The sequence below is a fragment of the Nitrosomonas eutropha genome (genome assembly GCF_003201195.1).
Taxonomy (GTDB): Bacteria; Pseudomonadota; Gammaproteobacteria; order Burkholderiales; family Nitrosomonadaceae; genus Nitrosomonas; species Nitrosomonas eutropha.
Map to the genome: position 1 here is coordinate 41,897 of NZ_QICQ01000008.1, position 14,168 is coordinate 56,064.

The following is a 14,168-nucleotide window of genomic DNA, read 5'->3' on the forward strand; positions in this document are numbered from 1 at the left end:
CTACTCAACATATCTATCCTGCAGTTGCTCGATCACACGCTCCATGCGCATGAATCGCGAGCCTTTGACCAGAACAGAAACATTCTTTCCCAGGCAGTCTTTTGCTTTTTCCAGCAATGTATCCAGATCGGCAAAATATTGTGCCCCGCTGCCAAATCCTGCAACGGTTTGCTGGCTTAATTCTCCCAGTGCCAGTAACGCATCTATGCCAGCTTTTGCAGCCTGTTGGCCGATGGTGTAGTGGAATCCTGCAGCATCCGTACCGAGCTCCCCCATGTCCCCCATAATCAGAATTTTTTTGCCGGGCATCTCTGCCAGAACATTCAGCGCTGCCTGCATGGAATCCGGGTTGGCATTGTAGGTGTCATCAATCAGAATAGATTGATATAGCCCCACTTTTTTCTGCAAACGCCCAGGAGTGCCCATGAAGTTATGCAGACCCTCGGCAATGGAGGTTGTGCTGATGCCGGCAGCCGTAGCAGCTGCCGCTGCAGCCAGTGCGTTGTAAATATTGTGACGGCCTGGTACCTGCAGCGTTATTTCAACTTTGTCGTCTGGCAGTTGCAACAACCATGCAGCTTCTGATGAGCTGGACATTTGTTGCGCACGGATTGCAGCAGGATTCGTTATGCCGAAATCCAGAATCTGTCTGCTTCCTGCCAGTTGTCGCCACAGCTGGGCATAAGCATCATCCGCGTTGATGATTGCAATGCCCTGTGCTCCCAGCCCTGTAAAGATTTCCCCCTTGGCACGGGCAATCGCTTCGGTTGTACCCAGGTGTTCAATATGTGCGGTGCCGGCATTGGTGATGACGGCAATCGTGGGTGCAGCCAGTTGACTGAGATAGGCAATTTCGCCAGCGTGGTTCATGCCCATTTCAATAACCGCGCAAGTATGCCCGGTATTGAGCTGCAACAGCATTTGTGGAACACCAATGTCGTTATTCAGGTTGCCGGTCGTTGCAAGAACGTTTCCTGATCCGAATTCATGTCTGAAAATAGCTGCAATCATTTCCTTGACGGTGGTTTTGCCATTACTACCTGTCACGGCAACCAGCGGGAGTGTAAAGTGCTGACGCCAGTTTGCGGCCAATTGGCCGAAGCCAAGCCGAGTGTCGTTTACTTTGATCCAGCCGAAATCAGATTTTGTCGGAACGATGACCGTATCGGTCGAAACCATTGCGGCAACGGCACCTTTTTCGATGGCAGTAGAAATGAAGTGCTGACCGTCAAACTGCTCGCCGGATAGCGCGATGAAAAGATCGCCCGGTCTCAGGGTGCGACTGTCTGTGCTGACCCCAGTGAATATCGGGTTGCCACCAGACCAATTTGAATTTGCATGCAGGGCTAGTGCAGCTTCCTGTACGCTCATCATCCCTGCACCTGCAATTCTGGACCAGCCAGGTCATGCAATACCTGCCGCACTACCTCGCGATCATCGAATGGATATTTTTTTCCTTGTATTTCCTGATGAGTTTCTGCCCCCTTGCCGGCGATCAATACAATATCGCCCTTGCGCGCACCATGAATAGCCCGGTAAATGGCTGCAGTGCGATCCGCTTCAGCCGTGCAGTGCTTGCCACTGGCCCCAAGCATGATTTCATTGATAATATCTGCCGGATTTTCATTGCGCGGATTATCGCTGGTAATAATGACTTCATCAGCCAGGTGTGAAGCAATCTCTCCAATCAACGGGCGCTTGCCGCGATCTCTATCTCCTCCGCAACCGATCACGCAAACCAGTTTTGCCTGGTTTTTTCGTATCCGTTTTTTCATGCGCGTACCGGCCAGTGTTTCGCGCAAGCCGGTTAATACTTCGTTCAATGCATCGGGTGTATGCGCATAATCAACGATTACGATGGGCTGATCACCTCCTCCCAGTTTTTCCATTCGCCCTGGAATTGGTTGTACTTGTTGCAAGGCAGTTATTGCATCATCAAGATCAACATTACTGGCAAGTAAAGTGGCCAGTACAGCCAATAGGTTATATGCGTTATAACGACCGGTTACATTACATTGCAGACTGGCGCGCCGATTACAAAATTCAACATCGAAGCTAATATGCTGTGTGGTAAATCGCAGATTACTTCCGTAGAGTATTTTTTGGTTACCGGTTGTACGGGCTGATGGATCAGGTTGCCTGAAACCGTAACCAATGATCGACACGTCTTTCCAGGCCAGCTGTTGTGATAGTTCCACGCCCAGTACCTCGTCCAGATTAAGGACAGCGTGTTGCAGCCCCTCCCAGAAAAAGAGTTTTGCCTTAGCAGCAGCATAGGCATCCATACTGCCATGATAATCCAGGTGGTCACGCGTCAGATTGGTCAGTACGGCAATCGAAAATTCCGAACCAGCCAGCCTGTCTTGAGAAAGACCATGTGAAGAAGCTTCCATAACCAGGGAGCGAGCGCCGTGCTGTAAATAGTCAGCCATCAGTTGCTGCAGATATACTGCATCCGGCGTTGTATGGTTGGCATGATTCAACGCTCCCGGGAAGCCATGTCCCAGCGTGCCAATGATGGCTGTCTTTTCCCCCAGTGTCATCATGGTCTGGGCGTACCAGTGACTACACGTAGTTTTTCCGTTGGTGCCTGTGATTCCAACTAGCCGTAAATGTCTGGATGGGTGGTCGTACACCTGGCTGGCAATTTTCCCGGCTTCATGGCGTAATCCAGAGATACCCAGATTGGGTATCTTCCACTCCGGTTTCCAGGAAAATCCTTGTTTTTCCCAGATAACTGCATTGACGCCCAATGCAATTGCTTGTGGAATATCGTTGCGTGCATCATGCTGTTCGCCAGCACAAGCCAGGAAGGTATCGCCCGGTTTCAGGGTGCGGCTGTCTGCCGCCAGACGTTGTATCTTGACGCTCAGCCGATCCAGCAAGCAAGCAAGATAAGTTTCATCTGATCCAAAGCGGGACGAAGTGCTCATCCCTTATCTTCCAGCTCTGCAGGAACAGGTGATATAACCAGATTGCCCAGTGGCTCATCAAACGGCACGTTCAATATGCGCAACGTACCTTCCATTACCCGACTGAAGACAGGGGCGGCTACTGTACCGCCATAATAATTTCCGCTTGAGGGTTCATCAATCATGATGGCGATGATTACGCGCGGATCAGACGCCGGAGCGAAGCCGACAAATGAAGAGATATAGCGATCTTTGGCATAACCTTTCTGACCTTTCAGGCGTTTGTGTGCGGTACCGGTTTTTCCTGCAACACGGTAGCCGCTGATGCGTGCACTATTGCCTGTGCCTTCAGGTTGAACGGCAAGTTCCAGCATTTTTCGGACTGATTGTGCAGTTTCGTGCGAAATGACTTTCTGGCCAACGGCAGGCATATCACGCTTTAGCAGTGTGACAGGCTTTAATTCTCCATCAGTGGCGAACAGCGTATAAGCACGCGCCAGCTGCATTAAACTGGCTGAAATGCCATGGCCATAGGACATGGTGGCCTGCTCGATCGGTCGCCAGGTATTATATGCACGTAACCGTCCGCTTGCCTCGCCGGGAAATCCAATGCCGGTTTCAGTCCCAAAACCTGAGCGGTTGAGCATTTCCCAGAAAGTTTTTGGCGGGAGCAACAAAGCAATTTTTGCAGCGCCAACATTACTGGAAGCCTGAATAACCTGGGAAACGGTCAGGTTGCCCTTGTCACGCACGTCATGTATGACAGCTCTGCCTATTTTCAGTTTGCCTCCAGCAGTCTCCATCAGCGTATCCGGCTTGATCCGGCCGGTTTCCATTGCCACAGCCACGACGAATGGCTTTAATGTTGAACCAGGTTCGAATGTATCGACCAGCACGCGATTACGAATTACTTCATTATTCATGCTGGCGCGCTGATTGGGATTGAAAGCCGGGTAGTTCGCCATTGCCAGTACTTCACCAGTTTGTACATCCAACGCTACGATGCTACCTGCTTTAGCGTGCTGTTCTTTTACTGCGCGTGCCAATTCCCGGTAAGCGAGGTATTGTATTTTACTGTCAATTGACAGAACGACATCCTGGCCCGGTTTCGGAGATTGAATCTGCTCGACATCTTCCACAATACGTCCGATCCGGTCCTTAATCACGCGCCGTTTACCATCCTCGCCGGTCAGCATGTCCTGCCACGCCAGCTCCATTCCTTCCTGCCCCCGTCCATCTATATCAGTGAAGCCCAGAATATGCGCGGCCAGCTCGCGTGCTGGATAATAACGATAGAACTCGTGCTTGAGATTTACTCCTTTTATATTGAGTTCAGCTACCTTTTCCGCTAATTCTGGAGGGAGCTGCCGTCTCAGGTATACAAATTTTTTCCCGCTGCGAATGCGCTGCTGGATGACTGCTTCTTCTACGCCCGTCAAACTGGCTAATTGTCTAATTTGTTCCGGTGTTGCATTTACTCTTTGAGGTTCGATCCATACAGATCTGACAGGTGCGCTAACAGCAAGGATTTCACCATTGCGATCCTTGATATTGCCGCGCTGCATATTTTGTTCGATAACCCGCTCGTGACGTGACTGCCCTTGTTGCTGAAGAAAATCCTTGTTCAGTGCCTGTAAGTAAATTGACCGGGAGATTAGTATGATCAGGCACGTCAGTAGAAGTCCCTGCACCAAGCGTGAACGCCATTCTGGAACAGGAGAGATTGTTTTACGGGAAGGATTGAACAAAACTTTCATTCGGTTGTGCCCGGAGTGTAATCAGGATGAATAGCCAGAATATTTCCGGTCGTAGGTGGCGTAATCATGCCAAGTTCTTTCCGGGCGATTTTTTCTACACGCGCAGACATGGCCAGTGTGCTTTGCTCCAGTAGTAGCTGGCTCCATTCGGTTTCTAGCTGCTCAGTTAATTTTTGTTCCTTTTCCTGTTCCATGAAAAGTTTACGTGCTTCATACCGTGCGGTCACAATACCCAATCCACAGATAATCAATATTACAAATAGAAAAATATTTAGCTTGATCATCTGCTTATCGCGTTTCTGGTTTCCAGTTTTTCTGCCACCCGCATGACAGCGCTGCGTGCCCGTGGATTGGCGGATACTTCATCCGATCCTGGGCGAATTTTTTTACCGATAATTCTTAATTTTTGCTGATTGTGTAAACGGCTTTCCTCCTCCCTGATAGGCAATCTTCGCGGCAGAGTATCGGTACCGGTCTGCATACGCATGAAACGCTTGACAATGCGATCTTCTAATGAATGAAAGCTGATCACCACCAACCGGCCGCCTGTATTCAGCAACTCCACACATTGTGGCAATGTCATTGATAGTTCTTCAAGCTCCTGGTTAAGGTGAATCCGTATCGCCTGGAAAGTACGTGTCGCTGGATGCTGTCGATCATCCCGGTGACCGCGCTTACGCACAACTGCTGCGACAATCTCGGCAAGCCGAAGCGTGGTACTGATGGGCTGGCGTGCCTGCTCCATAACAATTGCACTTGCAATCTGTCCTGCGTACCGCTCTTCGCCGTAGGTTCTGATTATTTCCTTTAATTCTGTTTCTGACGCCATAGTCAGCCACTCTGCTGCTGTTTTACCCCGGCTGGAATCCATGCGCATATCCAGGGGACCATCATGACGAAAGCTGAATCCGCGCGAAGCTTCGTCCAGTTGAATTGACGATACACCAAGATCCAGCAGAATACCGTCAACCCGGTTTATGCCCAGCGACTGAAGTGCTGTGTACATTCCGGCATAACTGCTGTGTACTGCCTGAAATCTTTCATCCAGGATGGATCGAGCTTCGGAAATAGCCGCCGGATCCTTGTCAAACGCGATTAACTGGCCTGACTTGTCCAGTCGCGACAGAATCAGGCGGCTGTGGCCGCCCCGGCCATACGTTCCATCCACATAGATGCCGCCTTTTTGAATATTTAGCGCATCTACAGCTTCTTCCAGCAGAACGGATATGTGCACGGCGTTACCGGCACATTACAGTGAAAATCCTTCCAGTTCGGGAGGAATATCTCCATCCTTGCAAGCAGTTGCCGTATCGATTTCCAGATCCCATTTCGCCATATCCCAGAGTTCAAATTTTTCGCCTTGTCCCGCGAGCACGACTTCTTTCTGTAAACCGGCAAATTGCCGCAAGGGGGCGCTGATCAGAATGCGACCGGAGCCATCCATTTCCACGTCACAGGCATTACCGATAATAAGTCTCTGCAAACTTCGAATCTGTGGGTTGAAGCTAGAAAAGCCGCTCAGTTTCTTTTCAATTGGTTCCCACACGGGCTGGGGGTATATCAGCAGGCACCTGGAGGGATCAGCGGTCACAACGATGTTGCCTCCACAATTGGCAAATAATTCATTTCGATATTTGGCGGGAATCGCGAGCCTTCCCTTGCTATCGAGATTTAATTGAGTGGAGCCACGAAACATTTCGTCCCTTTTGATTTCAATGGAGGTGGCTGTTTAATATTTGAATCGTATTTACTCCACTGGCATCCACAATTCTACATATTTCACCACTTTTTGCCACTTTACTCAATAAAATTTTCAGGGTCAAGTCAGGAGGAATTTTTATATTGTTGTGACAATTACTTAACAGATTTTTCCGGTAATCATTTCAAATAAAATCACCTTGTAAAGACAGCTTATTTCGGGATTTGAATATGGCATAGTACAAACCGGGAGAACATTTCAAACCAGACCGATATGGCTTTGGTATTTTGGGAACAGGCAGTTAATGACTTGTCGGCACGTGATCCGATGATGCACCGGATCATTCCGAGCATCTTGGTTATGCCCGGCATGATCCTGCCGGGCGTGGGGGGCGGTATCGGTTTCGATCCGGTGGATGATCTTGCACTTGTTATCGACATTGATCGACAGCTTGTAGCCGAAGTGGCTCTTGCCGGGCTTCTTCGTCCAGGTCGCGTCGGTATCCTTCTGGCACCGTGTCGCCGGCTTCCAGTCGAATGCCTTGGGTAAATCTCTCCAGGGACAACCGGTATGCATGCGTACAGTATGCCTTCGACAGTTATACGCAAATCTTGCTTGTTGTAGATGTTGTCGTGAAGCAAAATAGCCAATAGCTTCGACCAAAGTTCGGCATTGAGCAGTAATCGGAGTATTGCAAGCTCGTATTGTTGTTGTGTGAAAGCTACAACGATATGAGTGCTTCTTTAAATCAATGGCTTGAGACCAAACGGGAACAGGCCCTAGGCGCAGTATAATTACCGAAGAAAAACAGCGGTGATTCAAATCATTTGGACAAATACCATGACTCAACATATTTCCTGCGATTTACACGACTATATCGAAGTGGCTTGTATGTATGGCTATCAGGTCAGGTTGATCCTGAAGGACCAGTCAACTGCGGAAGGGAAGGCTAAGGATATTCTGACGGATACTGAAACGCGTGAGTTTCTGCTGCTGGAAACTGAAATCGGATCCCAGCAGGTTGAATTAATTTTTCTCGATAAACTGCAAGTACTGACTCCGGATGCACGATTTACTGAAGTTGTCTTTTCCGGATCCTGTGAATCCTGAATCCGTTACGATCCGGAAACTGCCTGAATAATCAGGCGCGAAATCCGTCATCCGGCGGACTGACTTTTCCAGATTCCGGCTTTCGCCGGAGTGACACAGCCTGAATTAACAGCGTAGTGGAGTAACCGGTATTTTCCCGGTCAGCGTCTACCGTCGTACCACATCGGCAGCTTCTTTTTATTACGCAATGAGCCCAAGGGAGACAATACCAGGTAAAAAAACTGCCTGGTAATCTCCCATCCACTGTAAAGCTTGGTTTTTCTGGAGGATGTTTCGAGCGGGTGTTTGCTCAAAATTGCAAACTTGAGCTTGTGCTGGCGGCCATATTTCTTGAGTTTCCGGCTCAATTCGATTTCTTCCGCCGCGTACAGTGTCAAATCAAACCCGCCTACCTCTTTGAATGCGATGGCATTGCATACTATCAGCGCCCCAGCAGCCCAGCCAAGCTGCACTGACAGCAGCGTCCATATTCGCAGCAATATCTCCGCCCATCTGGGCTGATCCGGCATATAAAGCGTGCTGCCCGCACCGACATGCCTGCCTTGTTTGATCAATTCAAACATATCGCCTACCAGTCCGGCATTCATAAGGCAATCGGCATCCATAAATATCAGCCATTCCCCCTTGGCAACATCTGCGCCAGCAGTTCTGGCACGCGCAATATGATTGATCGGCTCAAAAACCACCCGGGCACCTGCTCGTTTAGCTAAACGAGCAGTTGCATCAGTAGAATTGTTATTCACTACGATGACTTCATGGGTATAGCCATAGGAGCGATTCGCCATCACTGCATCGGCAACTGAACGCAGGCACTGCTCGATCAATTGCTCTTCATTGAAAGCTGGAATGATAAAAGAAATGCGCATATAACCTATTTCAATAATAAAAAATTCAGTAATTTCTGCCATTACCGAGCGTTCATCGTAAATCACAGAATTACAACCTTGTTCAGCTTACAATATAAAATTCGGGTAAGGATAGATATGCCCAGAAGCCTGCATTTATAATTACATCTTCCAATTTTAAACAGCTTGATTTCACACGCCCCTGCCATATGATCTGGAAACCCAATGTTACAGTCGCCGCAGTTGTTGAACAGAATGGTAAATACCTGTTGGTGGAAGAAATTCCCAAAGGAACCGAGATAAAACTCAACCAACCAGCCGGTCATCTGGAACCCGGTGAGTCCATTATTCAGGCGTGCTGTCGAGAAGTACTGGAAGAAACTGGCCATACCTTTCAGCCTGAGGTGTTAACCGGCATTTATCATTGGACATCGGCCTCGAATGGTATCACCTACCTGCGCTTTACCTTCTCCGGTCAAGTTACTGCTTTTGATCACGAAAGAAAACTCGATACCGGCATCATACGGGCAATCTGGCTCAATATAGATGAAATCCGTGCAAAACAGGCATTTCATCGCACACCGCTGGTAATGCAATGTATTGAAGACTACCTCACCGGGAGAAACTATCCGCTGAATATCCTGAAGTACTACGGCTGAGAGCCAATCAGCTAACTACAAAATTCGGCACAAGGAATCATACATATGAACCGGTATGGCAACCCATGGGCTTTCTACACTCTTATCTAGCAAGGATAGAAACAGCAATCCCATAACCATACAAATCACGATGCTGCCCAGCTTGTTTTTTGTTATACAATCCGGTGGTGGTTTATGTTCTAACCCGAATCAAAAGAATCGAGCCAGAATCAAACGGCCCGGTTAAAAGGAAATACACTAAGCAGCACCAAAATTTGAAATCATAAAGTGGAGGAAATATGAAGAAGGTTTTTCGAAACAGATACGTTGCCGGGCTATGCCTCGCAATATCAATGTTTCTGGTATCGTTGCCCGCATCAGCTCAGCTGATGCTCGCGCACGAGGGACATCATGATGACTCAGGGTGTAAAGTTGATGATGGAGATTTTCCTGTTGCGATCAGCATTTATGAAGTTCCGGAAGGGAATATTCCTCCTATGCATTCATATTGCAGTCATGTTCCCAATGCAGGCAAGATCAATATGACGATTGAGCTTTCCGATGCCAAGACACGTGAAGTTCCTATCGCTGTCAGGGTCCTTATGGAAGGACATGAAGGTAGTGAGCACGGCGCACATGAAGTGCTGTATATGCCTGCCGAGAAATATTCCTCCGGTATTATCGTGGTTGCAACCAATCTTGAACAAGTTGGACAGTATAACGTTCAGCTGGAAACAGACGATGGTGCAGGCAATGTCAAAACAGCCGTCAAGATCCCGCTGCATATTGGAGAGGGGAGTGGCCACAGTCATGGATCCAACTTTGGTACGATGGAATTGATTCTACTTGCTGGTGTGGGCATAGCAGGTGCTTTCATTTTCCTTCGCAAGAAAGATCCCGCAAAAGCTTAATCAAGATAATATCAATTAAATATGGAAGCATGCAGCATTGTGTTGCCAAATATAGAGCTGCATGCCTGAATACCCGGATACCCAGATACCACGAAAAAAGTGGCGCAAGCTATGCATAAGCATACTCCCAACCATTTTCTTACAATAAAAAATCATGGCACTCAGTTTGACATCTCCATCGTTTTCTCATCAAGGCCTAATTCCAGCAGATCATACCTGCGACGGTGAGGACTCTTCTCCGAAGCTCATCTGGACAGGAGTACCAGAAAATACGAAAAGCCTGGTTCTGATCGTTGATGACCCGGATGCACCTGATCCACAGGCACCCAAAATGACATGGGTACATTGGGTACTTTACAATATTCCAATTACGGTTGATAACCTGCCAGCACAAGTAACCGTAGATAGATTGCCTGCCGGTACTTTGGAAGGTATAAACGACTGGGGAAGAACTGGTTACGGCGGACCATGTCCACCAATCGGAACCCATCGCTATTTTCATAAGTTGTACGCTCTGGATACTATATTGCCCGATTTGAACCAACCAACCAAAGCTGTTCTGGAAAAAGCCATGCAAGGTCACATTATTGCTCAGGCTGAATTAATCGGACGATATTGCCGCCCAAGCAACGCCTGAAACACAAACAGCCAAGTTAAAAGCCAACAAACTGCATCATCCTGTCAATCCTGGCTGCTGACTCCGATACTGCTATCACTCTTGTTAATATGTCTATCAAATCACGTATCCGTACTATCCCACACTACCCTCGCGAAGGGATTATGTTCCGGGATATCACCACTCTTCTGAAAGATCCAGTCGGATTGCGTATAACTATTGATGAGATTGCCGAGCGTTATCGGGCTGAAAAAATCGACAAAGTTGTCGGAATAGAATCTCGTGGTTTTATCTTTGCCGCACCGGTTGCTTATGCGCTGGGGGCCGGATTTGTTCCCATCCGCAAGCAAGGTAAATTGCCGGCAGAAACCATCAGCTGTGATTACCAACTGGAATATGGTTACGATAAGATTGAAATCCATGCGGATGCAATCGATAAAGACGACCGTGTGCTAATGATCGATGATCTAATTGCAACAGGTGGAACGATGGAAGCAGCGATCAAGCTGGTTCAGGAGATGGGCGGAAAAATAATCGAATGCTGTTTTGTGATTGATTTACCTGGTGTCGGTGGAAGTACACGGCTGCGCCAACAAGACCATCCACTGTATTCTCTGTGCAGTTTTGATGATTGAATCTGCTGGCGGCATCCTCGTCTCTGGATTAAACACGTATACAGATATCTAATTTCTGTTCAAACAGAATCGTTGCAATGCTAATATCCGCAGCAGATTAGCCGCAATCCTGCCGGTTAAGATGCCGGAGCAACTTTCCGCAATAACAAATTTTATATCGACCCAGCCTACTGGCTGCCGTGGAGTCCGTTCACATGTTAGATATCCAGCAATTACGTAGCGACCTACAAAATATTACTACTTGTCTAGCCCAAAGAGGTTACAACTTTCCTGTGTCCGATTTTGAGAATCTGGAAAGCCAACGTAAATCCATACAAACCCTGACTCAAACATTACAGGCAAAACGTAATTCAGCTTCTAAGCAAATTGGTATCGCCAAACAGCAGGGAGAAGATGTCAGTACGATCATGGCTGAAATAGCGAATATGGGAGATGCGTTAAAGCAGGCGGAAAATCAGTTCGAATCTATTCAAACCAAACTACAGCAATTGTTGATGGAAATTCCCAATCTGCCTCATAACAGCGTTCCGACAGGCAAGAATGCAGATGGCAATCTTGAAATAAGGCGCTGGGGAACGCCCAAGAATTTTGATTTTACAGTCAAGGATCATGTCAGCATCGGTGAGCATCTTGGGTTGATTGATTTTGAAACCGCGGCAAAGCTGAGCGGGGCACGCTTCTGCCTGCTGAAAGGCGGGGTGGCGCGGCTGCATCGCGCGCTGGCGCAATTTATGCTCGATGCCCATACGCAAGAAAATGGCTACAACGAGGTCTATGTGCCTTATCTAGTTAATGCGGACTGTTTGCGCGGAACTGGACAGCTACCCAAATTCGAACAAGATCTCTTTTCTGTACTGACCAACGCACAGGATGAAACAGATAATGTAGATAAAACAGGCATGGTTGGCCTGCACCTCATTCCTACTGCCGAAGTCCCTCTTGCCAATATCGTTCGCAATACGATTGTTCCTCTTGAGCAGCTTCCGCTTAAGTTTGTCGCTCATACTCCGTGTTTCCGTTCCGAGGCGGGAAGTTACGGTAAGGATACACGCGGATTAATCCGTCAGCATCAATTTGATAAGGTCGAACTGGTACAAATCACCCATCCGGAAAAATCTTACGAAGCATTGGAATCGCTGGTAGGTCATGCCGAGAAAATTCTCCAAAAGCTGGAGCTGCCTTATAGGATCATGTTGTTGTGTACAGGAGATATGGGATTCTCTGCCGCCAAGACTTACGACATTGAAGTATGGCTACCCGCACAACAAACCTACCGGGAGATATCATCGTGTAGTAATTGTGAAGCGTTCCAGGCGCGACGCATGCAAGCACGCTTCCGTAAGGGGCAAGATAAACCGGAACTGCTGCATACACTTAATGGCTCTGGACTAGCAGTAGGACGAACGCTGGTGGCCATCTTGGAAAATTATCAGAATGAAGATGGCAGTGTTACTATCCCGGAAATTTTGCAGACTTATATGGGCGGCATCAAGCGGATCAGCCTATAATGTATGCATGTTCGTCTGTATTAACTACTAGAAATGGAGGATTCTGATGCAAAATGACAATCATGATGCCACCCATACTGATAAGGATGTTACCCAACTTGCCGAAGAAGTCAGGAAAGCAATAGAGCAGGGTGGTGATGTGGAAAATGCTGTCAGAAATCTTACACTCAAGACTATGCACTCTAACGGTCTGGATATCGAATCCCTGAAACAGATAGCAACCGCTGTAATGGAAGGGGCTCAGGCTGGTGCGCAGCAGAAAATAACGCATGCCACAGGGCAATCTCAAACAGCGCGATCACAAATCACCCAGGCAGTCAGCGGACTAGATGGTGCTTTTGCTCAATTGGCCGGTGCTTCCAAGCTGGCTCTGGAAGAAGCAGCAGGAAAAGCAAAGCAGTTCTCCGACAGCGACCTGGCCAAAGCCCGGGCAGATTTGGAAGATCTGGAAGATGTATTTCTGGATACCCTGAAACAGACGGCTTCCGCCACACAGGGTTTGATTGCTGAAACACTGCAGGATCTGTTAACACATGCACAACATAATGGCACCGCTGTGGGCAGACAGATCAAAGATACGCTGGCAGTTTTGGCGCATCAAGTAGCTTCAGCCGGCCGGGCACAATTTGAAGCGGGCGTAAAACTCACTCAAATGACTGCAGATCTTCTGTACAAAATTTCTACCGGGGTCTTATCCGGCATCACCAGTCAAACTGATCGGGATAAAAAATAATCATTTCTCCGATCCGGAAAATCTGTCGAAAATTCTGGCGCGCCTCAACCTGGTAAATAATAACGGTTAACTGGGTTGAGCGAGCTATCCAGCTCGTAACAAAGCGGCTGACCTGTCGTAATTGATAAGCGCATCACCTGTGCGCCTGTCAATCCTTCCAATTGCATAACTAAAGTTCTTAAAAGCCCCTTGTGCGAGACAATTAGCAAACGTTTCCCCTGCCTGATTTCAGGGAGAATCGTTTGCTGCCAGAAGGGCTGTACGCGCACCAATGCTTGTTGCATACTTTCTGCCAGAGGTAACTGGGCATGATTAACTGCTGCATAGCGCTGCTGGCTGGCGGGTACACGAGGATCATTTGCCATCAGCAATGGAGGCACCGCATCAAAATGGAGCTGGCTTTTCAGTACCGGCCAGATACCAAATTTACGAATGGCAGCCCAAGGACGCATGCCCTCCAGTGCGCCGTAATGACGTTCATTCAGCCGCCAGCTCTGATAAGCTGGGAGATGGCTCAGGCTCATTTCCGATTGCACAAACGCAAGCGTATCTCGTGCACGCTTTAGCTCCGAACAGAAACAGATATCAAAACTAAAACCTGCCTGCTTGAGACGCTGGCCTGCTCTTCTTGCTTCCTCCTCACCTTGCAAGCTGAGTGCAATATCACTCCAACCAGTAAAGTGCCTGTCTTTATTCCAGACACTTTTCCCATGGCGGAGCAATACCAGCCGGGTTAACTTTTCTGTTTTACTCACAAATGATTGTAGATTTTTAGAGACAGTAAAGTTACAAAAATATTAAACA

Annotated in this window: 15 protein-coding genes and 2 pseudogenes; 7 read left to right on the forward strand and 10 right to left on the reverse strand. The window is 48.1% G+C overall.

All coding sequences use genetic code 11. The features are described 5' to 3' along the window. The 8 genes and pseudogenes from C8R14_RS04425 to C8R14_RS14360 all read right to left on the reverse strand — a co-directional run. The gene (locus C8R14_RS04425) at nt 1-1,374 is read right to left on the reverse strand and encodes a UDP-N-acetylmuramoyl-tripeptide--D-alanyl-D-alanine ligase (RefSeq protein WP_011633378.1); all 1,374 of its coding nucleotides are present in this window, start codon (nt 1,372-1,374) and stop codon (nt 1-3) included. Continuing rightward, the gene (locus tag C8R14_RS04430) at nt 1,371-2,933 is read right to left on the reverse strand and encodes a UDP-N-acetylmuramoyl-L-alanyl-D-glutamate--2,6-diaminopimelate ligase (RefSeq protein ID WP_011633379.1); all 1,563 of its coding nucleotides are present in this window, start codon (nt 2,931-2,933) and stop codon (nt 1,371-1,373) included. The genes C8R14_RS04425 and C8R14_RS04430 overlap by 4 nt, the downstream gene beginning before the upstream one ends. Continuing rightward, nucleotides 2,930-4,669, reverse strand: a complete 1,740-nt coding sequence (locus tag C8R14_RS04435) for a peptidoglycan D,D-transpeptidase FtsI family protein (RefSeq protein WP_011633380.1) — start codon at nt 4,667-4,669, stop codon at nt 2,930-2,932. The genes C8R14_RS04430 and C8R14_RS04435 overlap by 4 nt, the downstream gene beginning before the upstream one ends. Then, entirely contained in the window at nt 4,666-4,953 is a 288-nt protein-coding gene (ftsL, locus tag C8R14_RS04440) for a cell division protein FtsL (RefSeq protein WP_011633381.1), read from the reverse strand. Before ftsL ends, C8R14_RS04435 begins: the two co-directional genes overlap by 4 nt. Continuing rightward, complete coding sequence (rsmH, locus tag C8R14_RS04445; protein WP_011633382.1) at nt 4,950-5,903, reverse strand: 16S rRNA (cytosine(1402)-N(4))-methyltransferase RsmH; 954 nt, start codon at nt 5,901-5,903, stop codon at nt 4,950-4,952. Before rsmH ends, ftsL begins: the two co-directional genes overlap by 4 nt. Nucleotides 5,904-5,918: 15 nt before the next feature. Further along, nucleotides 5,919-6,365, reverse strand: coding sequence for a division/cell wall cluster transcriptional repressor MraZ (gene mraZ, locus C8R14_RS04450; protein ID WP_011633383.1), 447 nt, complete (start codon nt 6,363-6,365; stop codon nt 5,919-5,921). A gap of 345 nt (nt 6,366-6,710) precedes the next feature. After that, a pseudogene (locus C8R14_RS14355) lies at nt 6,711-6,902 on the reverse strand (IS5/IS1182 family transposase); the annotation flags it as partial. Then, nucleotides 6,903-7,060, reverse strand: a pseudogene (locus tag C8R14_RS14360) (transposase); the annotation flags it as partial. 148 nt (nt 7,061-7,208) lie between these two features. Between C8R14_RS14360 and C8R14_RS04465 the strand changes: the two are divergent. After that, nucleotides 7,209-7,478, forward strand: a complete 270-nt coding sequence (locus C8R14_RS04465; RefSeq protein WP_011633385.1) for a Rho-binding antiterminator — start codon at nt 7,209-7,211, stop codon at nt 7,476-7,478. Between the two features lie 140 nt (nt 7,479-7,618). Here C8R14_RS04465 and C8R14_RS04470 read toward each other — a convergent pair whose 3' ends face one another. Beyond that, nucleotides 7,619-8,410 carry a glycosyltransferase gene (locus C8R14_RS04470; RefSeq protein WP_011633386.1) on the reverse strand — a complete coding sequence of 264 codons (792 nt, stop codon included), beginning with the start codon at nt 8,408-8,410 and terminating at the stop codon, nt 7,619-7,621. A gap of 122 nt (nt 8,411-8,532) precedes the next feature. Here C8R14_RS04470 and C8R14_RS04475 point away from each other — a divergent pair, with 122 nt between their 5' ends. From C8R14_RS04475 to C8R14_RS04500, 6 genes are all read left to right on the forward strand, one after another. Further along, the gene (locus C8R14_RS04475) at nt 8,533-8,982 is read left to right on the forward strand and encodes an NUDIX hydrolase (RefSeq protein ID WP_011633387.1); all 450 of its coding nucleotides are present in this window, start codon (nt 8,533-8,535) and stop codon (nt 8,980-8,982) included. A 278-nt stretch (nt 8,983-9,260) separates the two neighbouring features. Next, nucleotides 9,261-9,872, forward strand: coding sequence for a hypothetical protein (locus C8R14_RS04480; protein WP_011633388.1), 612 nt, complete (start codon nt 9,261-9,263; stop codon nt 9,870-9,872). A gap of 154 nt (nt 9,873-10,026) precedes the next feature. Then, nucleotides 10,027-10,509 carry a YbhB/YbcL family Raf kinase inhibitor-like protein gene (locus C8R14_RS04485; RefSeq protein ID WP_011633389.1) on the forward strand — a complete coding sequence of 161 codons (483 nt, stop codon included), beginning with the start codon at nt 10,027-10,029 and terminating at the stop codon, nt 10,507-10,509. Between the two features lie 89 nt (nt 10,510-10,598). Then, nucleotides 10,599-11,123: an adenine phosphoribosyltransferase gene (locus tag C8R14_RS04490; RefSeq protein WP_011633390.1), complete on the forward strand. Its 525-nt coding sequence runs from the start codon at nt 10,599-10,601 to the stop codon at nt 11,121-11,123. A 194-nt stretch (nt 11,124-11,317) separates the two neighbouring features. Further along, a complete protein-coding gene (gene serS / locus C8R14_RS04495) occupies nt 11,318-12,631 on the forward strand; it encodes a serine--tRNA ligase (RefSeq protein WP_011633391.1) in 1,314 nt (437 codons plus the stop codon). Between the two features lie 46 nt (nt 12,632-12,677). Beyond that, nucleotides 12,678-13,364 (forward strand): DUF6781 family protein, encoded by a 687-nt coding sequence (locus C8R14_RS04500; RefSeq protein ID WP_011633392.1) that lies wholly within the window; start codon nt 12,678-12,680, stop codon nt 13,362-13,364. 44 nt (nt 13,365-13,408) lie between these two features. Here C8R14_RS04500 and C8R14_RS04505 read toward each other — a convergent pair whose 3' ends face one another. Continuing rightward, complete coding sequence (locus C8R14_RS04505; protein WP_011633393.1) at nt 13,409-14,119, reverse strand: 2,3-bisphosphoglycerate-dependent phosphoglycerate mutase; 711 nt, start codon at nt 14,117-14,119, stop codon at nt 13,409-13,411. Between the last annotated feature and the right edge of the window lie 49 nt (nt 14,120-14,168).

Excerpts from the sequence above, each read along its gene's own strand:
- C8R14_RS04475 (WP_011633387.1), top strand. The coding sequence starts at position 8,533 with ATGATCTGGAAACCCAATGTTACAGTCGCCGCAGTTGTTGAACAGAAT.
- C8R14_RS04435 (WP_011633380.1), bottom strand. The coding sequence starts at position 4,669 with ATGAAAGTTTTGTTCAATCCTTCCCGTAAAACAATCTCTCCTGTTCCA.
- C8R14_RS04490 (WP_011633390.1), top strand. The coding sequence starts at position 10,599 with ATGTCTATCAAATCACGTATCCGTACTATCCCACACTACCCTCGCGAA.
- C8R14_RS04465 (WP_011633385.1), top strand. The coding sequence starts at position 7,209 with ATGACTCAACATATTTCCTGCGATTTACACGACTATATCGAAGTGGCT.
- C8R14_RS04430 (WP_011633379.1), bottom strand. The coding sequence starts at position 2,933 with ATGAGCACTTCGTCCCGCTTTGGATCAGATGAAACTTATCTTGCTTGC.
- serS (WP_011633391.1), top strand. The coding sequence starts at position 11,318 with ATGTTAGATATCCAGCAATTACGTAGCGACCTACAAAATATTACTACT.
- C8R14_RS04500 (WP_011633392.1), top strand. The coding sequence starts at position 12,678 with ATGCAAAATGACAATCATGATGCCACCCATACTGATAAGGATGTTACC.
- C8R14_RS04480 (WP_011633388.1), top strand. The coding sequence starts at position 9,261 with ATGAAGAAGGTTTTTCGAAACAGATACGTTGCCGGGCTATGCCTCGCA.
- C8R14_RS04425 (WP_011633378.1), bottom strand. The coding sequence starts at position 1,374 with ATGATGAGCGTACAGGAAGCTGCACTAGCCCTGCATGCAAATTCAAAT.
- mraZ (WP_011633383.1), bottom strand. The coding sequence starts at position 6,365 with ATGTTTCGTGGCTCCACTCAATTAAATCTCGATAGCAAGGGAAGGCTC.
- ftsL (WP_011633381.1), bottom strand. The coding sequence starts at position 4,953 with ATGATCAAGCTAAATATTTTTCTATTTGTAATATTGATTATCTGTGGA.
- C8R14_RS04485 (WP_011633389.1), top strand. The coding sequence starts at position 10,027 with ATGGCACTCAGTTTGACATCTCCATCGTTTTCTCATCAAGGCCTAATT.